We start from the raw sequence: 23209 nt of genomic DNA on the forward strand, positions 1-23209 counted from the left end.
ATATTTTTATCTGATTAAAAACCAACATTAAGACCAAATGAAATAGAACGGGACTGAGGATATTGAGTTAAGCTATATACTCCCTGTTCGGCATTGTTATTACCTATAAATTCAGGATCAAATCCTTTGAATTTAGTGAATGTCAGTGCATTTTCTACTCCTACATAAATTTTCAGTTTTGATAATTTCATTTTAGATACTACCGATTTCTTAAAGTTATATCCTAGCTGAATGTTTTTTAATCTCAAGTATGAACCATCCTCAACCATATATGAGTTAGGCAATTGATAGTTGTGGGTAGCATTACCCAGACGAGGTTGGCTGGTTTGGGTATTGTTGGGTGTCCATGCATTCCACACATCCGGAGTTGAGTTCCAGTCAGCATTCATATTTTCAAGACATTGTTTGGTATTGTTGTATATATCTCTGTCAGCTACCCCCTGCCAGTTCATGTTGAACTCAAAACCTTTGTATTCCAAGTTCACATTGAATCCATATACATATGTTGGCCAAGGGTTACCTATTGAAGTCATGTCTTCATCATTGATACGTCCGTCTCCATTCAGGTCTTTAAATTTAATATCTCCCGGGCCTATATTTCCTGCATCGTATGCTACGCCCCATTTTTCCATTGATATCGCATTCAAGGCATCTATTTCTGCCTGTGTTTGATACAATCCGTCTGCTACGTATCCCCAAAATGCTGCTACCGGTCCGTCTACGAGTGTGCGATTGAAGCTTCCTCCGGACAAATAGCTGGCATTACCGATGTTTAGTACTTTATTTTTGTTGTACGAGATATTTCCACTTACGAGGTAGTTGAAATGATTGATTGATCCTCTGTATGACAAAGCCACTTCAATACCTTTGTTGCTGATTTCTCCTTTGTTCAACTTATAAGTACTACTACCAACACCGATATGTGAAGGCATTTTTTGTTCAATCAATGCATCGCGTGTTTTCTTGTTGTATAGGTCGATAGTAGCTGTAAAAGCATTATTCCATGCTCCAAGATCTATTCCGATGTTAGTTATTCTTGTTTTTTCCCATGTTACGTCTTTATTCGGAGTTTTCTGGGCCAACCAAGTACCATTCGTTTGTAATTTATATTCTTGTCTCCACCAGTTTTTGTCTATACTGTTGTTGCCAATTTCTCCGATACCAAACCTTAGTTTCAAGTCATTAATCTTTTCTACTTTAAAGAACTTCTCATTGGCTATGTTCCAACCAACAGACACAGATGGGAAGAAAGCGCTTCTTTTGCCCGGAGCAAATATATCAGTGGCATCATTTCTAAAGTTCGCTGTTAGCAGATAGCGGTTGTCATAAGCATAGGTAACACGTCCGAATATGGAGTAGCTACTTCCTGTAGCCCAAGAGTTGGTACCGTCTCTGTGATCGGTAAGAGCAGTACTTCTTAAGTCTTGAGCCGGTATACCCCATTCAGCATATCCTGATGCGTCATCATTACGTGATTCTCTTACTTCGAAACCGACCATTGCTCCAAGATCGTGTTTACCAATCAATTTATTATAGTTTACGTATGTATTCAACAAGTAGGAAGTACTTTGATTGTGAGAATAATCCAATTGGTGTCCTTGGATGTTTTTTCCTTCCACAAAGTCAATAGAGTTGGTTGATATGCCTCCAAATGTATTATATAAGAAGCTTGAAGTCGCATGATTGCTAAGAGTTCCTGTCAGGTTGGTAGTCCATACCAGTCCTTTTATCGGGGTGATGATTACTTGCAAATTTCCCCATGCAACGTTCCATTTCTCCCAATGATCTTTCAAGTCAGCGCTTTCCAATGGGTTTCCTCCCTGCCAGTCGATTGTTCCTGCAAATTCATCAGTGAAGTATCCATATCCTGTACCCATCGGGTTGGTGTCATCGTATACATTCATGGCTGGATTAGCGCGAAGGACGTGTTGCCAGTTCAATGCATTATGTTTTCTTTTTGAGTGACTGAAATTTACTGTCTGACTGAATTTTAGCCATTTCAATGGAGTTTGTTCGAATCGGGTTTTAATGGCCCATTTCTCGTAGTTTGTATTCACATAGGTACCCTCGTCATTCTCGTACATGGCAGAAAGGAAATAAGATGATCTATCGGAAGCTCCGGAGATGTCAATGCTATGAGAATGTTCTATTCCGGTGCCAAACATAACGTCTACCCAATCAGTATTAGGTAATTGCGATACTTCATTTGGAGTCAGGAAATAGAACGATTTAATATCATTAGTTGTAGGTTCGCCCTTATCCGGATTGTTGGACATCCATCTGGCCTTGTACATATCAATGTAACCTTGGGTTCCCAGCATTTCAGGAAGTCCGAGGGCATGGTTTATCTTTACGTATCCGTTGTAGTTCACGGCTATTCTTCCTTTAGCACCTTTCTTGGTTGTCACCAATACGACTCCATTGGCTGCTTCAATTCCATAGATGGCGGCGGATGCGGCATCTTTTAATAATTGGATAGACTCCACTTCATTAAAATTATCCAGTGGCATTCCAGGCACTCCATCGATAATCCAGAGTGGAGCGGCATTATTTAGTGTTCCTACACCGCGCATATATACAGAGGAACCCTCACCGGGTAATCCGCTTTTCCTTGATACATAGACGGGTGCTTTTCCTTGTAGGGCTTGAGAGGCATCATTGGTGGCCATCGTATGTAGGTCTCGTGTGCCCAAAGATGTAATAGATCCGGATACATTCGCTTTCTTTTGTACACCATAACCTACGACGATGACTTCTTCCAGCTGCTTAGAGTCTTCTGTTAATACAACTTTCAGATTTTTACTTTGGTTGTTTACAGCGATTGTTTGTGTAATGTATCCTACATAGCTGAAAGTCAGTTTCCCGGTAGCATTTTTCAGCTTAATCGAGAATTTACCATCTATATCGGTTATTACCCCGTTTGTAGTTCCCGTCTCGGTCACTGTAACACCTATCAGAGGATCATTCTGATCGGAAATAACAGCTCCATTGACGACTGCTGTACCCTGTGCGTTCGTATATTGTATTCCCGTCAGGAATATCAATATCAGAAGCTTAATTTTTAAGTACTTTTTCATTGTTTTAAATTTTAAAGTTATACAAAACGAATTTTGCTGTAAAAGTATTGCATTTAGATCAATGTGACCGAATGAAAAAAGCAATAAAGTAAAAACAAAACATGAACAAAATACAAACAAAAGTGCTTTGGCCAAGGGTTTGGCGGATAATAGAGGGTTTCTCTCGTCTTTGTTCAAGACAAATATATTCTATTATTGGATGACTGTACCGGAAATTTGTTTCTTTTTGGGGATGCTATAAATCAAATAGAGGTAAGGTTGGGAGCAATCGCTTATGTACGTGGTCATTATCGTACTTTGTTTATGTTTTGTTCGCGTTTTGTTTTTCCTTTTTCTCTTCTTTCTTAGCTTTTTGTAGACATATATATGGAGATTTTGGGATAAATTTGCTTCATAATAATCTAAAGAAAAAGATGAGAAAAATAATATGGACCATCATGGCGTTATGTGCCCTGTCCGGGTGCAGATACGAAAATAGTACTATCAGTGCAGATAGTTTGTTGGACTTTGTCGACCCATTAATAGGTACAGGTGGACATGGACATACGTTTCCGGGGGCAGCATACCCTTTCGGAATGGTACAATTAAGTCCTGACACAGGACTTGAAGGATGGGATTGGTGTTCCGGCTATCATTATTCCGATAGTTCCATCATTGGTTTTTCTCATACGCATCTTTCGGGTACAGGACGTTCCGATCTGATGGATGTGATGTTGATGCCTGCGACGGGAAATTTGAAATTGAATCCGGGATCGAAAGATAAACCGGATGAAGGATATCGCTCCCGTTTTTCACATGATGAGGAGTCTGCATCTCCGGGATATTATAAAGTAAGGTTGAAAGATTATGATATTATGGCTGAATTGACCGTATCTCCTCGATGCGGTTTTCATCGTTATACCTTTCCTGAAAGTAAATCTTCTCATATTATATTGGATTTATCTCATCATTTCGCAACTGATTCTGTTCTTTTTACTTCCATGAATAGGATAGACAGTTGTACAATAATAGGTGAAAGGAGGACAAAAGGCTGGGGTGAGCCCGGAGAAAAATACTGGAGTGAACAACAATTGTTTTTTGCTTTGAAAGTATCTAAGGCATTTGACTTGTCTGTTGCTGTGGATGATCTGTTTATTCAGGAAAAACAAGCTTCCGGCAAAAATATAAAAGCTATTCTTAATTTTGAAACTTCCTCTAATGAGATGGTGTTAGTAAAAGTGGGAATATCTGCTATAAGTGCAGAAAATGCACTTCAAAATCTTTCGGAAGAGATACCGCATTGGGATTTTAACAAAACGCTTAGCGAGACACAGTCGATATGGGAAAAAGAATTATCAAAGATTAAGGTAGAAGCTTCTGATAAGAATAAAATAATTTTTTACACAGCGCTGTATCATTCTTTATTGGCCCCTTATTTGTATAATGATGTGAATAAAGAGTACTTGGGCCTTGATAAACAGATACATACAGCCGAAGGGTTCAATAACTATACAGTGTTGTCGCTGTGGGATACTTTTCGTGCTGAGAATCCGTTATTAACGTTGATTGCTCCAGATAAAACGAACGATCTGGTACAATCTATGCTTGCGCAGTATGATCAGTATGGATTACTGCCGGTGTGGCCATTATGGTCGAGTGAAACAAATTGTATGATTGGCTATCATGCCATTCCGGTTATTGTAGACGCATACTTCAAAGGTATAAGAAATTATGATGTGGAAAAGGCGTATCAAGCCATGAGGACATCGGCTATGCAGGATAACTTTGGTGTGAAAGAGCTGAAACAATACGGTTATATTCCTTATGACATTTACAATAAATCGGTTTCTGCGGCTTTGGAATATTGCTATGACGATTGGTGTATAGCTCAAATGGCCAAGGACTTGGGTAAGATGGATGATTATAACTATTTTATAAGCCGGTCTTCCGGTTATAAAACATATTTTGACAAAGAATATAAACTAATGAACGGTTTTTCGAGCAAAGGCAGTTTCCGCCGTCCGTTTGATCCTTTCTTTTCATCTTATGGGGAATGTGATTGGGTGGAAGGAAATTCATGGCAATACTCTTTCTTTGTTCCTCACGATGTGCAAGGGTTGATAAATCTATATGGGGGCAGTGAGGAATTTGTCAATGCTCTCGATACCTTATTTTCCATGCCTATGGGTATGTCAGGCCATGATGTGCCGATAGATATAACCGGACTTATCGGCCAGTATGCACATGGCAATGAGCCTAGCCATCATGTAGCTTATCTTTATAATTATGCGGGCCAGCCTCATAAAGCTCAACAACGGTTGCATGAAATCATGTCTACTTTGTATACTGATCGGCCGGACGGATTATGTGGTAATGAGGATTGCGGGCAAATGTCGGCTTGGTATGTCTTCAGCGCGATGGGATTCTATCCTGTGAATCCCGCGGAAGGAATATATATTCTGGGTAAACCGATGGTAGAAAATGTTGAAATTACCATTGGAAACAAGCTCTTTAAAGTGAAAACAGCAGGGTGGAATGATGAGAACATATATGTGCAATCGGTGAAACTTAATGGTGAGGTTTATAATAAGCTTTTTATTACACATACCGATATAGTGGATGGAGGAATCTTGGAATTTACGATGGGTTCGGTTCCGGGTAACTTTGGGGATTCGGTTTTACCTCCGTCTTTATCTGAAATTCTAAGTGAATAATGAGAAGTCTGAAGCTCCTGTTATATCTGTTTATATCTTGCTTGTGTTTTGGTTGCAAGTCTTCTTTGCCCCAAAAAAGCCGGATAAATAAGCAAAATGATGTGTATGTTTTGTCTTTTGCTGACCTCTCTTTCAGCGTATCGGCAAAAAAGGGGGGACGGATTATTTCTTTTAAATGCAGAGATAAGGAACTGCTGACTTCTGATTTGGTACATAGTAAGTATTACGGAGCAACGTTCTGGTTATCTCCACAGTCAAACTATTGGCCACAATATCGGTGTGTCGATGAGCTTCCTTATAAGGCAGAGATAGACGGACAAATTCTTCGACTGGTGAGTTCGCCGGATTCTTTAAGCGGTATCTCTATCATTAAGGAGTTTTCTGTATCAGAAAGAGATTCATCTATATTGATTAATTATTCTGTTCGGAATGTATCTTGCCAGCTAAAGAGATTTGCCCCCTGGGATGTGGTGAGAGTGCATGGAGGTTTGAGCTTTTTCCCTGTAGGAGAGGCAGATCAGATGAATAAGTCTGATGTCACGGGAGCATATGAGGATAAGGGTATAATGTGGGTTCCATGTCCGGATGGTACCAATGAGAGAGGTCAGAAATTATACTCGACTGCTTATGAAGGTTGGATCGCTCATTATTATAAGGAGCTTCTGTTTATAAAATGTTTCCCGGACATTGGACCCGGTGAAGTTCCTCCCGGACAAGGTGAAGCAGAGATTTTCGTAGCACCGAAGGGGCGGTATCTGGAACTTGAAAATCACGGAAGATATACAGAACTGTCACCCGGAGAGTCTTTGGTATATCAACAAAAATGGTTTTTGAAAGATGTGTCCGACGGGAGAGTATCTGATTGGACCAGCAAATTGAAAAGATATATAGATAAACAAAAAAAACGTAGATAAAGCTTGCTTTTGCACCGGTAAGGACTTGTGGTATCAGATTTGTCCGTTCTCCACCATCAATACCACGCGTTCCGTTAGTTTGTCCTCACCTTGCGGATCATATTCTTTCTTTAAACTGGCCCCGAACAGTGCGGCAAATGCTTGATAGAACCCTGCCTTGAAAGGTCCCATAAACGCTTTTACCAGTTCATAACTAGTCTGATTACTTTGACGGTCCACAAGCTTTATCAACAATTTTCCCTGTGCAAAAGAGAGTTTCTTCATTCGGGCAGTATATTGATCTTTCAATCCTTTTTCAACCCGTTTGATATGTTTTTGGCGGGCTTTCTCATTGGGTAGAGTCTGAAGATATTCATAAGTTTCGATGATAGCCTGATTAATTTCTTTGGAAATAGGATATACCTTTTTCACGTTCCGAATCAATCGATAGTACTCCTGACGTTCCTTTTCATTTTTGAACTTAAGTGGTTTGAAGATATACACAGTCGGTAGCTGGATACTTGGGATTGTATCTCCATTGTAGATACACATCGGAACCAAATATCCATTGATGCTTTGTTTTTCCTGTGCCTGCAAATGTAGTGAGCAGCAAACAGTGGCAAACAGTGTCATTACTACTATGTTAAGCCTTCTTTTCACGATACAAAAATAGAATTAAAATTTTATTATTCAGACATATCTTTCAGACGTTAACCTATTTAAAGTATCCTTGCCCCCTTGTATGTAAAAAAGCGAGAAGATAATACACATTTTATTGATGAAAACTACTCAACTAATCCGGTTGATAAGTATTATAAACAGCCTGTTCATAATTCCTGCTTGTAGTGCTCAAAACCTTTCTGAAAGTCTTTTAGAGGATGTTCTTGAAGATTTATCTGTTAATAACGATATTAATAACTCTGTTAATACCTTGAATTGGGAGAATGAATTGGAAGAACTTTCCAATCGTCTGCAAGAACCTATTAATTTGAATGTTGCTACCCGTGAACAACTCGAACAGTTTCCTTTCCTTAGTGATATTCAGATTGAACATCTGCTGGCTTACATCTATATACACGGACAGATGAAAACTATCTATGAACTTCAACTAGTGGAAGATATGGATAAGCAGACAATCCAGTATTTACTACCATTCGTCTGTATAAAAGCTATTAACAATGAATCTTCTTTTCGGTGGAAAACTATGTTGAAAAGCGCAGCGAAGTATGGAAAAAATGAACTGTTAACTCGCTTTGATATACCACTTTATAAACGAAAAGGTTATGAACATACTTATTTAGGACCTTCTGTTTATAACTCTGTGAAATACAGTTTCCGATATAGTGACCGACTCTATGCAGGAGTCGTTGCAGAAAAAGATGCCGGAGAACCTTTGGGAGCTTTACACAATCGCTATGGCTACGATTATTATTCCTTTTATCTGTTATTAAAAGATTGTGGGCGATTAAAAGCATTAGCTGTTGGTAACTATCGGCTTAGTTTTGGACAAGGATTGGTGATTAGCACTGATTATCTGATGGGAAAAACAGTCTATGCCTCTTCTTTCAACAATCGTAGCAGCAGGATAAAGAAACACTCTTCCAGTGATGAATACAATTATTTCAGAGGAGTGGCTGCCACAGTTGCTTTATCTAAGGATTGGGACATTTCCGGTTTTTATTCGCATCGTTCATTGGATGGCGTGATAACAGATGGAGAAATTACCTCTATCTATAAAACCGGATTACACCGGAGCCGGAAAGAAGCAGATAAAAAGCATCTGTTCACTATGCAATTAACAGGTGGAAATGTGAGTTATCAACACAACCGTATCAGACTGGGTATCACCGCTATTTACTACCTTTTCAACCGATCTTATGAACCGGAATTAACAGGCTATTCCAAATACAATCTCCACGGCAATAACTTCTACAATTTAGGAATAGAGTATGCTTATCGTTGGCATCGTTTCTCTTTTCAGGGAGAGACAGCGATAGGAAAACAAGGTTGGGCCTCTTTGAACCGTTTGCAGTATTCACCGGTTCAAAACACCCAAATCATGTTGATACATCGGTTCTATTCCTATAATTATTGGGCTATGTTCACCCATTCATTCGGTGAGGGAAGTACGACTCAAAACGAACAGGGATATTATATCGGATTGGAGACTTCTCCTTTTGCCTATTGGAAGTTCTTTGCATCATTCGATTTGTTTTCCTTCCCATGGAAAAAATACAGAATAAATAAACCCTCCCGTGGAACAGATGGTCTGGTTCAAGCTACTTTCACTCCACTTAGTAATCTATCCATGTATCTAAAGTATCGCTATAAACAAAAAGAACGTGATTGGACAGGTAGTAAAGGAACGCTAACGCTTCCTATTTTTCATCATCAGCTTCGCTATCGTTTGAACTATTCTTTGGGAGATGTGTTAAGCAGTCGTACAACTTTAGATTATAATCATTTTCATTCTCAGGACAGAGCTGCTAATAAAGGATATCAGGTTACACAAATGATATCCTCCCAACTGCCTTGGGCCAGGCTGTTTGCTGACGTTCAAGGCAGTTATTTTTTTACAGATGATTATGATTCGCGTGTATATGTTTCGGAAAGCGGACTGCTTTATACGTTTTACACTCCGTCATTTCAAGGGCGTGGCTTCCGATGTGCCGTTCGTTTAAGATATGAACTGAACAAACATTTCCTGTTGATAACCAAGTTCGGTGAAACTGTCTATTTGGACCGTAACGAAATCGGTTCCGGCAATGATTTGATCTGTGGAAATAAAAAAGCAGATGTACAAATGCAACTGCGTATCAAGTTTTAATGTATATTTGTCTGCCAAAAAATAACAGAAGAATACGATATTGAATGAAAGACCGGACTACTTTTGACAGAATGTTTAATGAATGGTATGCACAATTCGTGTATTTTGCATACTATTTTATAAGCGATGTTGAAGTATGCAAAGATATTGTAAGTGATGCTTTTGAATATTTGTGGCGTAATTATGATAAAATAGAAGAAGCTACGGCAAAAACTTATCTTTATACAATTATCCGCACGCGTTGTATCGACTATCTCCGTAAACAAAATATTCATGAAGAATATGTGGAATTTGCTTCACGATTAACCAATAAAATCATAGAGTCTGGTTCGCAGCAGACAGATACACGTATTTCTCAGATACGCAAGGCGATGGAAAAGTTGACTCCTTACAACTGCCATATTCTGGAAGCTTGTTATATTCATAATAAAAAGTACAAGGAGGTAGCTGAAGAATTAAATGTGAGTGTTGCGGCTATCCATAAGAATATAGTGAAGGCTTTGCGTATTCTTCGTGAAGAATTAGGCCGGAAAGGTAACCGGGATGGACTTTAAAACGTAAATATTATATATTGAATGAATTATTTATGGATGAGAAGAATATAAATATAAATAAGTCGGAAGAAGAAGCTTTGAAAATTATGGAGAATGTTTCCCATATAACTTCTGACCAATTACATGGCTTGGAGAAAGATGAAGAATGTTTCCAGGCATGTGTTGATATTGCAGAGGTTGTGATGGAGATGCGGCAAAAGCAAAATACACTGGCAATTAATGTTCAGAAAGAATTGGTAGACTTTCATAATAAACGTTTGAATAATAACAAAAAGAAGAATACGCGTATTCTGTGGACTGCTATTGCAGGAGTAGCGGCAACTGTCATTGTAATCCTGATTTTACGTACAATGATGATTTCACCGGAACCAAAACTGGAAAGTATTAAAATTTTTGAAGCAAACCATGCCATCGCACAAGCTACTTTGCAAATTGATGACGAAAAGGAAATAAGACCTTTGAAAGATCAAAAAATTGACTATCATCGTACTATTCAGACAGAAAATAAAGAGGTCGGAAAACAGAAAGTACAAATACATAGATTAAGTATTCCCAGGGGAGAAACATTCAAAGTTGTTTTATCCGAAGGAACTGAAGTCTTTTTGAATTCGGACAGCCGGTTGGTTTATCCTACCGTTTTTAAGGGAAAAGAGAGGATCGTTTCGTTGGAAGGGGAAGCTTATTTTAAAGTAAGTAAAGATGTCGAACATCCTTTTATTGTAAAAACCGGAAATGTGCAGGTTCGTGTCTTAGGAACAGAGTTTAATGTACGTGGATACTCTCCTGCCGATGTCCGTATCACATTAATTACAGGAAAAGTAGCTGTCAGCGATACCTGCGGAACTCATAACGTTGAAATGGAGCCGGGACAAAGTGCACAACTTTCTACTGACGGAACATTTGCTGTGAGTGAAGTTAATATAGAATCATTTTTGTATTGGAAGGAAGGATTTTTCTATTTTGATGATATCCCTCTGGCTGACATGATGAAAGAGATAGGGCGTTGGTACAATATAGATATAGAATTCCGCAACAGTAAAATTATGGATCTCCGTATGCATTTCTTTGCAAATCGTCATCAAGACATTTTTAATTTGATTGAATTATTGAATCGAATGGAGAGAGTTCATGCCTATTTTGAAACAGGAAAACTTATTATTGAATAAAAAACGAGCAAAACGTCATAAATCTGAATAGGAATACATATTTCTGAAAATAAATTCTTTTAAGGGTAACCATTCTTTTTTAAACTTCGTATACAATTAAAAGAATGAAATACTATTTAACTATTCAGGCTTATGAAAAAAAATCAGGCACAAAAGTTCATTGTTTTGTTCTTGCTTTTCCTTTTTGCGTATTCGTGGCGCATTGAAGCACAAACAGGTAAAGAAAAGCAAATAACGATGGAGTTTAAAAATGAAGGATTACCTTCTATTTTTAAACATTTGGAGAAAGTATCGGGATATAAAGTTCTTTTTATCTACGATGAGATTAGTTCTTATACTTCTACCGGGAAAGTTGAGAAAGCTACTATTGGTGAAGCTTTAAAGGTGATTATCGGGAAAAATCCATTGAAATATCACATTGACGGACAATTTATCAATATCACTAAAAAGAATCCTAAAAAGAATATTTCACAAGTAAAAGGAAAAGTGCTTTCCGAAGAAGACGGGTTTCCGGTTATCGGTGCCACTATTATAGTGGAAGATGCCAATATCCGTACCATCACAGATAATAATGGTAATTTCCAGCTTTCTGATGTTCCGGAAGATAGTCAGGTGAGGATTTCTTATGTAGGTTTGGAAACTCAGTTGTTGAATCCTTCAACATTTATGTCAGTAGTGATGAAGTCTGATACAAAAGCACTGGATGAAGTGGTGGTAACAGGTATGTTTAATAGGAAAAAAGAAGGATTTACCGGCTCTGCTGTTACTATAAAGGGCGAAGATCTGAAAAAATATAGTACGAATAATGTAGCTAAAGCAATTGCGGCTGTTGCTCCCGGGCTTCGTATCGTAGATAATATTAATATGGGGTCAAATCCGAATAATCTACCTGATATGCGTATGCGTGGTAGTGCAAATATGGATTTGAATGCACAAGCTACGGTAGACTTTAATTCAGCCAGTAATGACGTATTGGCGGTCCAAGGGGAATATGAGACTTATGCCAATCAACCATTGCTTATCATGGACGGATTTGAAATCAGTATACAGGCGCTTGCCGATATGGACCCCGACCGGGTTTCTTCCATCGTTTTGCTAAAAGATGCGGCGGCTACAGCTATTTATGGATCGCGTGCGGCAAATGGGGTAATTGTCATCGAAAGTAAGACGCCTAAACCGGGGCGTATCTGGGTAACTTATGGCGGTGAACTTCGTATTGAAGCTCCGGATATGACTGGATATAACCTGATGAATTCAAGAGAAAAGATAGATGCGGAATTACAGAGCGGGCTTTATACATACGGTGGTGAAACAGTTGAAAAATGGAGACTTTATCAATCAAAGTTGCGTGAAGTTTTGGCGGGAGTAAATACCTACTGGTTGGATAAACCTTTGCAGACTTCTTTTCAACAACGTCATACAGTTACACTGGAAGGAGGTGACGAAGCTTTGCGTTATCGTATGTATGTCGGATATAACAGTTCTCCGGGTGTGATGAAGGGCAGTAATCGTGATGTATTGACTGGTTCGCTTGATTTTCAGTATCGTCTGAAAAAAGTATTGTTAAAGAATAGCATTACATTGGATAATTCAGTGGCTGATGAATCTCCATGGGGAAGTTTTAGCGAATACACCCGCTTGAATCCTTATTTGCGTCCTTATGGAGAAAATGGAGAGATACAGAAACGTCTTGATAATTTTGAAGGACTAGGTGGTGAATCGAGTTATTTGAACCCCATGTATAATACAACGTTCAACAGTAAAGACCAGAGTAAGAATTTTACAGTGCGCGAACTTTTCAAGTTAGAATATAATCCTACTGAAGAATTGCGGTTTGAAGGTGCATTCTCTTTGTCCAAAAGTGTGGGACATCGCGATATGTTCCGTCCTGCGCAACATACTTTTTTTGATAATGTGACTGATCCTACGTTAAGAGGTGATTATCGCAAAAGCCAGAGTGAATCTGTCAAGTGGGGAATAGATTTGACAGGAAGCTGGAACAAACAGTTGAAAGATCATTATCTGACCGCTAATGCCCGTATGAGTGTATTGGAAAATAATTCGGAGACGTATGGAAACTATGTGACGGGTTTTCCGAATGATAATATGGACAACTTGTTATTTGGTAAGAAGTATAATGAGAAAGTAGATGGGTTGGAAAGTACAACACGTTCCATTGGTTGGGTTGTTGCCGGAGGTTATTCTTATAAATATAAGTATTCATTTGATTTTAATGTGCGTCTGGACGGTTCCTCCCAGTTTGGAAAAGACAATCGGTGGGCACCTTTCTGGTCGACGGGATTACGTTGGGATTTGAAAAAAGAGAATTTCCTGAAAGATGTTTCTTTCATCTCTGACTTGATTTTAAGAGGCACGTATGGTACGACCGGTTCACAAGGTTTCAACCCTTATCAGGCACATGGCTATTACACCTATTCCAATTTATTGCTTCCTTATTATTCATCCGATGCGACAGGATCGGAAATTTTGGCCATGCACAATGAAGGCTTAAAGTGGCAGACTACAAAAAGCACGAATCTTGCATTGGAATTAGGACTTTTTGATCAGCGTTTTACCGCACGTGTGGAATACTACCGGAAAGTGACAGACAATATGATTACAGATATAAGTCTTGCTCCTTCTCTTGGTTTTAGCAGTTATCCGGAAAATCTGGGAAAGATTGAAAATAAGGGTTGGGAACTTTCTTTTTCTGCTATTCCTTATAAGAACGTTGCTAAACAGGCTTATTGGACAATTATGGTAAACGGTTCTCATAATACAGACAAATTACTCAAAATATCGGAAGCGATGAAATATGTGAACGATCAGAATGCATTAAAACTAAAGGATACACCACTGCCACGCTACGAAGAAGGTGAATCTCTTTCTCGCATTTGGGTAGTGCGTTCATTGGGTATTGACCCGGCTTCAGGAGATGAAATATTACTGAAAAGTAATGGAGAAATGACAAATGCCACTAACTGGAATGCCAATGATGTAGTACCTGTTGGAAATACAGAACCTAAATGGCAGGGATATATTAATTCTTCTTTTACGTACAGAGGATGGGGAGCAGATGTCAGTTTCAGGTATCAATTTGGTGGTCAGGTATACAATCAGACACTGCTTGACAAAGTGGAAAATGCCAATTTGAAATACAATGTAGACCGGCGGGTGACCCAACTGCGTTGGATGAAGCCGGGTGACAAGGCACAATTCCGTGGGCTTAACCCTGGCGGATGGGAGACGAAAGCTACTTCACGGTTCATTATGGATGAAAATATATTTCAGGGAAGTTCATTGTCTGTTTATTATCGTATGGACCGTACTAATACGAAGTTTATCACTCATTGGGGATTGAGTTCTGCTAAGGTAACGTTTAATATGGAGGACTTTTTCTATTGGTCTACAGTGAAACGCGAAAGAGGTTTATACTATCCGTATTCCCGTCAGTTTACATTTGCTTTGAATGTTGCTTTCTAATTAAAAACATATTTGTATGAAACAGATAATATATATACTATTGACAACAACAATGCTGGGGCTTACGTCTTGCAGCGACTGGTTGGATGTATCTCCGAAGACTTCTATCCCTACCGAGAAACAATTTGAATCGGAATCAGGATTCAAGGATGCTCTTACAGGTATTTATTTGAAGCTGGGAACTACTACCTTATACGCCGGAGATTTGACTTATGCTTACTTGGATGAATTGGCCGGATTATACTCCGATTATCCCGGATATAATACCAATGCTGTTTTTGAACAGAGTATCGTATTCGATTATGAAAATATGTTCTTGAGTAAGAAAAATGCAATTTACTCGACTATGTATAATATCATTGCTAACATTAATAATTTTCTGGAGTACGTAGACAGGAATAAAGATGTTCTAGTTACCGAACGGTATTACGGAACAATGAAAGGAGAAGCACTGGGGCTTCGTGCTTTTCTTCATTTTGATTTGTTGCGCATGTTCGGTCCTGTTTATAAGGAACACCCTGCATCAAAGGCTATCCCCTATCGAACTGCTTTTAATAAAGATGCCACCCCTGTTTTATCAGCCGGCGAAGTGGTTATCGCTATTCTTAAAGATTTGAATGAGGCTGAAGAATTGCTGAAGGAAAGTGATCCGCTTGATTTCTTCACAAACCAAACGGATGAGGAATATGGAGAGAAAAACCATTTCCTTGTTAATCGTGAGTTTCGTATGAATCTGTATGCAGTAAAAGCGATGCTAGCTCGTGTATATTGTTACAAAGGTGATGTTGAAAGCCGTGGATTGGCTACAGAATATGCAAAACAAGTGATTGCTGCTTCTAAGTATTTTACGTTGTACAAATCACAAACTGCTTCTAATTATAATTCCATACGTTACGCAGAGCAGATATTCGGAATCACTGTAAATGAATTTTCTAATCTGCTTATTGAAAACTATATGGATATGGAAAATACGAATACTCAGCAACATTTTTATCTGGATGGAGATAAATTCAGTCTCTTCTATGAAACAGCTGATGTAGGGAATACTGACTGGAGAAAAAATACGGAAATGTTTCAGGTCATTAATGGGGCAAGCAGCACAAACGTTTTCTGCAGAAAATATAATCAAAAACCCCTCAATGCCGGATATACCTATTCCGGTGCTGATGCTGTTCCTTTGATCCGTTTGCCCGAAATGTATTACATTGTAGCAGAATGTGCATCTTCTGCATCGGAAAGTGCCGACGCATTAAATACTGTGCGTTTTGCACGTGGTATCTCTTACAGTGATGAGATTCTGACTACCGGATATGATGATCTTGATATTATTTCGGAAGAAAATAAAGACCAGACTAAGCGTATCAATGAAATCATGAAAGAATATAGAAAAGAATATTTTGCGGAAGGCCAGCTTTTTTATTTTTTGAAAGCACATAATTATAGCACTTATTATGGTTGTGGGCTGGAAGCAATGACTGAAGCTCATTATCAGATGACATTACCGGATGATGAGTATATTTTTGGTAACAACTCTAAATGATGAAGTCTTATGAAACGTATTATATACTTTGTTTTAGCTATTCTTGTTTGCGGCATCTATGCAGGATGCAGTGAGAGTGAGATAGACTTATATAGCCAGACATCCCGTATTAATTTTTATGGAAGTACATATATTCGTACTTTGGTTGATACAGATTATGTGAAGACAGAACCTTATGCTATAGATAGTTTTACGGTAAGTATACAAGGAGACCTTTTAAAAGAAAATCGCGATTTCTGTGTGAAAGTAACTCCAAATAGTGATTATCGAAATCCGGTGGATGTAATATTGGAAGATAAGTATACATACACCAAACTGGACACTGTTTATCAGGTATTTTATTATAAGATCAATCGTCCGAAAGTAGAGTCAGGTAGAAACGTATATGGTTGTTATCTGGAATTTGATCTGGATAATCCTCTTCATCAGTTTGATAAAGGACTGGTGGAGAAGAATCAGGTGGTGCTGAATGTCAGATGGGAACTTAAACCGGCCGAATGGAGTGATTATGTAGGATTCGGCAGTTATAGTGATAATAAATATATGTTTATTATGGATGTGTGCCAGCGTGTGTGGGATGATTTGGAAGATGATGACGTGGTAAAAATCCAGCAGGCTTATAAAGAGTATATAGAGGCTGGAAATCCTCCCATTTTGGGTGACGATGGTGATGAAATTGAATATGAATAAGATTAAAGGAAACGTTATGAGAAAATATATCATCTGTATAGTAAGTTTTATTGGAGCAGCTTTGTTACAGACAAGCTGTTATGATGATAAGGGAGATTACGATTATCATGATGTGAATACAATGGACATCGTAATACCTGAAACAAAAGTGCGTATGCCAAAGGAGGAAGCGGTGGAAATTTCAATTATACCCGAGATTTCTCAAACTTTGGAGCAAAATGAGGAGAATCTAGTGTTTCAATGGAAGAAAACGATAAAAGGGAAGAAAGCAGGTTCGGACAGACTTAGTGATTATAAAGATTATTCCATAGGTAAAGAGTGTAAAGTAACAATCGAGGCTTATGAGTCGGAAAATATAGGTTTGATGTTGGTCATTACGGATAAAATAAACGGAACAACTTGGTATCAGACAGGTGAGGTTGTAATTATCCGTCCTTTGAATCCTTGCTGGTTTGTATTGCAGGAAAAAGAAGGAAAAGGTGTATTAGGAGCAATAGAAGGTACTCCGGAAGGATATTATGTTTATCCGGATGTATTTAAGTCAGAATCGAATCAATCTTTTCCGTTAGATGGGAAACCTTTGGCGGTAAGTGCAAGAAAAGAGTATGGGAATTCGCTTTTAAGTGGTATGCTGTCTTTTATGGGTTTTAAAGTAAGTCCAGCGTTAATGTTAGTGACGGATCAGGATTTGGCATTGTTGACTCCAAGTACACTAATGACGAAATATCCTTCAAATAAAATACTTTTTGAACCGGTGGAAAAAGGTGAACCGTTGAATATCGAATATTATAAGATGACTGCTTATGGTGAGTTGTTTGTAAATAGCGAAAGGGCATATTGTGCTCCTATGGATGGATTTTGCGTACCATTCTCTGTGAAAAAGGGGAGCGACTTTCCTGCTATTTCCGCTTATGGTTCGTATAGTGGTGGTATGCTATTTTTTGATCCTGAAAATCATTGCTTTCTTAGATCATTTATTCCAGGTGTCAGTGATTATATGATGAATTCAGCCACTCAAAATATACGTAATTATGGAACTAAATGGAGTGACCAGAAACCTGTCTCCACATATTCAATGTCAGATGAAGCTAATGTGTTTGATCCGGATGTGATTGATCCGTCTTTAGAAGTACGTGATATTGTTACAGGGGGAAACTGGGGAAATTTCGCTTATGCAGTTGCCGCTCCACGAAACGGGAAAGAATTGACTGTATTTAAATTCAGTGCGCAGGATGAAGATCCTGTTTGTGCTGCCCGATATATAATTTCTCTGCCGTCTGAAGTGGATGTAGAAACAGCAAAATTCGCCGCTTCTTATGCTTATACGGCAAATCTTATATTTATGACGTCAGGTAATAGATTGTACCGCATTGACCTTGATCGTGGAAGGGTGGTTGAACTTTATGCTTACGGGGCAGATCCGTCAGCACAGATAGCCAGTTTGAAATTTAAGGATCCTGAAAGTGTGAGAGCGGAAGATGATGATGAGGAGACAGGCAAATATAAGGAGAAAATAGGTATGTCTATCGGACTAGGTATTAATACTGCTGGTAAAGGTGTAGTTGTAGAGTTGCAACTGACGGTGGCGGGTGATGTTTCGCGTGAAGAGAATAGTATTTGTATGTACGAAGACACCGATCATCCCATTGGCAAGATTGTAGATATTACCTATAATTATGAATAGTATAAATCGTTTTTTATGTTGAAAGGAATTATCGGTGCAATATTTCTGGCTGTTGTCTGTACTTGTCTGTACGGTCAGCAGCCGGACATTGCTGCTTTTTTTAAAGAAGAGGCATCTGTAGAAGTGATTCCCGGTATGTTTACCACTTATCGCAGTAACGGTCGTATCTATTGGGAAGTTCCGGATTCATTGATTGGACGCGAGTTTGTCGTTACGACTACTATTCTGGCTGCTCCTGCCCGTCCGGATCGGGATATGGAAAAGAAATTCGGATATTCGGGTGATATGATCGGTCCGGTATTCTTCAGTTTCCGGAAACACGGGAACGAATTGTGGATGCTGGATCCACAACATGAAAGGGTGATAGAAGATCCCGAAGGAGTGTATGCAAAGATCGCCGCCCGACGTGGAAATGAAAGACTTTATAAAATATTGCCGGTCAAAGCAAAGAATCCGGAAAGTAACCTGGTAGAGATTGGTGAAGTATTAAAAGATTTTCCTTTGTTTACTCTTGATATTGTGTCTTTTGATTTGTTGATAGGTACACGTTTAAGGGAAAAAGACTGTATCAAGGAAATCAAAGGATTTGATAACCGTCTGTTGATACATGCGACACGAACTTATCAAAGTTCATCAATGGGAATGCGCGGTAAGCCTGTTGCCCCTCCTTATATAGGAGACTGGGATACAGGTATCTGCATAAAATTATTATCAAAAGAACCGCTGGATCCCGTTTTTGCTAATACCGAAGCGTATTTTGTAATCGACAAAAATTACTTTCAGGGCGATCAGCCTGCCGACCGGAAGGCTGTTATCAAACGATGGAGGCTGGAGATAAGGCCGGAAGATGAAGAAAAATACATGAAGGGAGAATTGGTGGAACCCATACAACCTATTATCTTTTATATAGATCGTAATACACCGGAAAAGTACATCGGCTGTATCATTGAAGCAGTGCGCGACTGGCGTCCGGCCTTTGAGAAAGCCGGTTTTAAGAACGCCATTGATGCGCGACTGGTTCCTACCGTTGAAGAAGATTCTGATTTTAGTATTTATGATAGCAGTTATCCGTTTATTTCATGGAAAATATCAGGGCAAAATAACGCCTATGGGCCAACGCCTTGCGAACCTCGGTCCGGTGAAATTATTGCGTGTCATATCGGAATTTTCAGCAGTGTCTTGAATCTGGAGCAGAAATGGTATTTTGCTCAATGTGGAGCGAATGATCCGCAGGCATGGAATATAGAGTTGCCGGACTCTTTGCAATACGAACAGATAAAAAAAGTGCTGACGCATGAAGTCGGCCACACATTGGGGTTGAAACATAATTTTCTGGGTAGTTCCCATTATTCCATAGACCAGTTACGTGATAATGATTTTTTGAGCCGGTATAGCATAGGAAGTTCCATTATGGACTATGTGCGGTGTAATTACGCTTTGCGTCCTCAAGATAAGGTTGATTTGACAAACAGGTGGGTACGTGTCGGTGAATATGACAAATGGGCCATTGAATGGGGATACCGCATATTCCCGGGTAAGAATGTTGCCGAAAGAGAGAAGAACAGGGATTTGTGGAATCAGGAAAAGCAGAAAGATTCTTCATTACATTTCTCGGGTGGAGTGGATGTACGGGCGCAGGCGGAAGATTTAGGTAATGACCATGTTGTGGTTAATGCACAGGGGATAGAGAATCTGAAATATTTGTGTGAACATCCTGATGCCTGGAAGGTGACGGATAAAACGTCTTTGCGCGTATTGCAGGGACGTTATGAAGCGGTATTAAATCATTATAAACAGTGGGTGCGGCATGTTTTGTCTCATTTGGGTGGGAAACGTCTTGCTGAAACGGAGGATGAGAATATTTACATACCAGAAAAAGCCGCTTACAATCAAAAGGTTATGAACTTTATACAGACTTATGTATTACAGCCTCCTGTGTGGATGTTTGATAAAACATTGACCACCAATCTGGAAATAGATGGTAGTCGTGAGTTCGACCGCTTTTATGAAGAGCTTATGTCAGAAATAATCCGCTCTCTTCAGAAAGTGGGGGAGACGGAGAATGCCTGCGAGGATATGTTGTCTGTAGATGATTTTCTGGAAAGCATACATAACGGATTATTTACCGAATGGGATGATAACGTTTTTGTAAGTGATGCCCGATATAAAGTGCAGCTACTTTATGTGAATAAACTTTCTAAATTATTGGATAGATCAGAAAAGGTAACTTCGTCGAGGTTATTGGTTTCCATTATGCAGACTTTGAATAGAATGAAGGAAGAAGGTCTTGATTATAGTCATAGAATTACGGATCCGGTTGCTAAAAAACGGGCAATGTTTCTCGTAGATAGTATTTAATTTTAATGATGAAAAGCAAATAAAGAAACTCATGAAGGAGAGAAAATATGTAATTTTTATATTGTTGTGTGTTGCAGCTTTGCTTCAGGCGCAGAATTCCGTCAAGCCATTCGATGAGTTTTGGGTTACCGGGATGAATAAGTTTGACGGTGTATTTCCGGTATATGTGGCGGAGAAAGAAGTCTATCTGGAAATACCGGAAAAATATATCGGTCGGGAAATCGAAGTGAATGGTCAGATAGATAGAGGGTTTGATTTACTGAATCGTCCGGTCGACGGACTGGGAGTAGTGCGTATTGTATCCCCTGATAAGGCTACAATCTGTTTTCAGAAACCTTTTTATGCAGAACGTATTCTGGATGAAACGAGCGCATATCAGTCATCTTTCTCTTTGTCAAACGTGCAACCTGCCGGTAAAAGTTATCCGGTGGTAACCTATTCAAAAGAGCGGGGAGCTGTTATCCGGATAACAGAGCACCTGATGGACGGTGATGATTGGTTCAGTTATAATAATTATGGTTTTATCCGTTCTCTGGTTCCGGAATTGTCGGAAGTAACGAAAATACATCCCTTCGAAGAAGGCGTATCGTTGACAATCAGGCGCTATCACGGAGCTGAATCGGAAAGATATATGTTTTCCAGTTCTACTGTCATATTGCCTGACGGCAGTATGCCTTTGGAGGTTACCTGTGTAATACGCTTACTTCCCCGGAAAAGGGATCGAATTCGTCTGGCAGATTACAGGATACCTTATCAAACATTACGTTTTAAAGATTATTCCCAAGATCCTTACTGTATGGCAGAAGATTCGTTGATTCTTCGTTGGGATATGTCAAAGACACTCACTTTCTATGTAGATACTCTTTTTCCGAAGGAATATTTTCAGGCGGTGAAAGAAGGGGTGTCGGCATGGAATACCGCATTCCGCAAGGCAGGCATCCATGATGCCTTGCAAGTGAAGTATGCAAACAAGAAGATCATTCCGGCGGAACAACGTGCTTTTATATCTTATGACTTGAAAATGCCGGGGATAAAAAGTGACCTTACACATCATCCTCGTACGGGAGAGATACTTTCATGTCGTCTGAATATCGGACATGGATTTCTGAAAGGGCGATTAGATGATTATCTGCTAAGTTGCGGTGCCTCGGATCCGCGTATTCTGGCTGACCGTTATTCTAAAGAAGTGGAAAAAGAGTTACTGCAAAATGAAATAACGGAAGAGATCGGGCATCTTTTGGGTTTGCGCGGAAGTTTGTCGGAAAGTTCATGTGGGACGACTTTAAAAGTTGGGGATGATGATTGTCTGGCCGTTTACTTTGGTTATCATCCTTTCAAAGGATGTGAGAACTGCTATGATGAACGAGAGCAGCTTCGCCAATGGATAGATCATCATTTGCCGGATCGTATTCGTTTGTTCCGATCATCAGAAGAAGAGAAGCTTGATACTGGGTTTTCAAAGGATTATGCAATAAGAATATCGGATTTGCAGACCGTAGTAAGCCGGTTGGATAAGATTGTATATAAAGGAAAAAAAGGAGATAGGGGAAGTTCACTCAATGATATATATAGAAAGGCTATTCGTTTGTATGGAAGTTATCTGGTGGAAATAGCGAAAGCGGTAGGCAGCTCTCAGCCGGCGGAGATACAGCATCAGGCAATGCTTGATCTGGATACATATTTATTTCATCCTGCTAAAAAGATGGAATGTGCTTATGTAAAAGAGAATTTGTTGGAAGTGAGGAACCATATCCTATATCCGGAATTGGTGAAATTGTTTAAGCAATTGTTGAGTGTTAAGACAATTTCGGCTCTTCGATTGCAGGCATTGCGAAGTGACAGGAAAGCCTATGATGATATTGATTTTTTCCAGGATCTTTATGAAGGGTTGTTCAATGGTTTTGATCCGTCGTCTGCCGTTACTTATGAACAGATGGATATGCAGCTGATATGTCTGGAAACATGGCTGGATATGATACAGGAAGACGCTAAACATAATGGTATGGCGAAACGTTTAAAGGATGAATTGTATCATCTGTGTGGTAGGTTGGAGAAGCTTAGTACAACACATCCCCAGGTGGAAGTGCGTGATATGTATATTTTGCTTGTGGAAAGAATGAGCCAATATTTCCATGTGGTTTCTTGAGTATCATTGAATAATGATGATTTATTGGGGGTGATGAAAAAATGGTGGTACAGGTAGGATAACCTGTAAGTTTTGGGTTATCTTTGCAAAGATTTATG

At 39.2% G+C, this 23209-nt stretch carries 13 protein-coding genes; 11 read left to right on the top strand and 2 right to left on the bottom strand.

Annotated elements, in window-relative coordinates; all coding sequences use genetic code 11:
• Positions 1–14: 14 nt before the first annotated feature.
• Positions 15–3077, bottom strand: a complete 3063-nt coding sequence (locus tag AAHJ11_RS08595; protein WP_195648688.1) for a SusC/RagA family TonB-linked outer membrane protein — start codon at positions 3075–3077, stop codon at positions 15–17.
• A 413-nt stretch (positions 3078–3490) separates the two neighbouring features.
• Between AAHJ11_RS08595 and AAHJ11_RS08600 the strand changes: the two genes are divergently transcribed.
• Together AAHJ11_RS08600 and AAHJ11_RS08605 are read left to right on the top strand one after the other, a co-directional pair.
• On the top strand, positions 3491–5770 hold the full coding sequence (locus tag AAHJ11_RS08600) for a GH92 family glycosyl hydrolase (protein ID WP_195648687.1): 2280 nt from the start codon (positions 3491–3493) through the stop codon (positions 5768–5770).
• Positions 5770–6684: a DUF4380 domain-containing protein gene (locus AAHJ11_RS08605; RefSeq protein ID WP_297284863.1), complete on the top strand. Its 915-nt coding sequence runs from the start codon at positions 5770–5772 to the stop codon at positions 6682–6684. The genes AAHJ11_RS08600 and AAHJ11_RS08605 overlap by 1 nt, the downstream gene beginning before the upstream one ends.
• A gap of 33 nt (positions 6685–6717) precedes the next feature.
• Here the strand turns inward: AAHJ11_RS08605 and AAHJ11_RS08610 are convergent, their stop codons facing one another.
• Positions 6718–7296, bottom strand: coding sequence for a DUF4294 domain-containing protein (locus AAHJ11_RS08610; RefSeq protein ID WP_148367701.1), 579 nt, complete (start codon positions 7294–7296; stop codon positions 6718–6720).
• A 145-nt stretch (positions 7297–7441) separates the two neighbouring features.
• On the opposite strand from AAHJ11_RS08610, the gene AAHJ11_RS08615 reads away from it, so the two are divergent.
• From AAHJ11_RS08615 to AAHJ11_RS08655, 9 genes are all read left to right on the top strand, one after another.
• Positions 7442–9490, top strand: coding sequence for a helix-hairpin-helix domain-containing protein (locus AAHJ11_RS08615; protein ID WP_320974705.1), 2049 nt, complete (start codon positions 7442–7444; stop codon positions 9488–9490).
• 44 nt (positions 9491–9534) lie between these two features.
• A complete protein-coding gene (locus AAHJ11_RS08620; protein WP_148367703.1) occupies positions 9535–10044 on the top strand; it encodes a sigma-70 family RNA polymerase sigma factor in 510 nt (169 codons plus the stop codon).
• 32 nt (positions 10045–10076) lie between these two features.
• Positions 10077–11210, top strand: coding sequence for a FecR family protein (locus AAHJ11_RS08625; protein ID WP_234131774.1), 1134 nt, complete (start codon positions 10077–10079; stop codon positions 11208–11210).
• Between the two features lie 132 nt (positions 11211–11342).
• Positions 11343–14693 (top strand): SusC/RagA family TonB-linked outer membrane protein, encoded by a 3351-nt coding sequence (locus tag AAHJ11_RS08630; protein ID WP_217723016.1) that lies wholly within the window; start codon positions 11343–11345, stop codon positions 14691–14693.
• A 16-nt stretch (positions 14694–14709) separates the two neighbouring features.
• A complete protein-coding gene (locus tag AAHJ11_RS08635; protein WP_217723018.1) occupies positions 14710–16233 on the top strand; it encodes a RagB/SusD family nutrient uptake outer membrane protein in 1524 nt (507 codons plus the stop codon).
• A 9-nt stretch (positions 16234–16242) separates the two neighbouring features.
• Positions 16243–16923: a DUF4843 domain-containing protein gene (locus tag AAHJ11_RS08640; protein ID WP_148367707.1), complete on the top strand. Its 681-nt coding sequence runs from the start codon at positions 16243–16245 to the stop codon at positions 16921–16923.
• Positions 16924–16939: 16 nt separating this feature from the next.
• Entirely contained in the window at positions 16940–18607 is a 1668-nt protein-coding gene (locus AAHJ11_RS08645) for a PKD-like family lipoprotein (protein WP_195648683.1), read from the top strand.
• 15 nt (positions 18608–18622) lie between these two features.
• The gene (locus tag AAHJ11_RS08650) at positions 18623–20965 is read left to right on the top strand and encodes a zinc-dependent metalloprotease (RefSeq protein ID WP_148367709.1); all 2343 of its coding nucleotides are present in this window, start codon (positions 18623–18625) and stop codon (positions 20963–20965) included.
• Positions 20966–20996: 31 nt separating this feature from the next.
• Entirely contained in the window at positions 20997–23111 is a 2115-nt protein-coding gene (locus tag AAHJ11_RS08655) for a DUF5117 domain-containing protein (RefSeq protein WP_148367710.1), read from the top strand.
• The last annotated feature ends 98 nt before the right edge of the window (positions 23112–23209 follow it).

Origin of the sequence: Bacteroides sp. 90-K9/2, from assembly GCF_047310725.1 — a bacterium.
Classification (GTDB): Bacteria; Bacteroidota; Bacteroidia; order Bacteroidales; family Bacteroidaceae; genus Bacteroides; species Bacteroides vicugnae.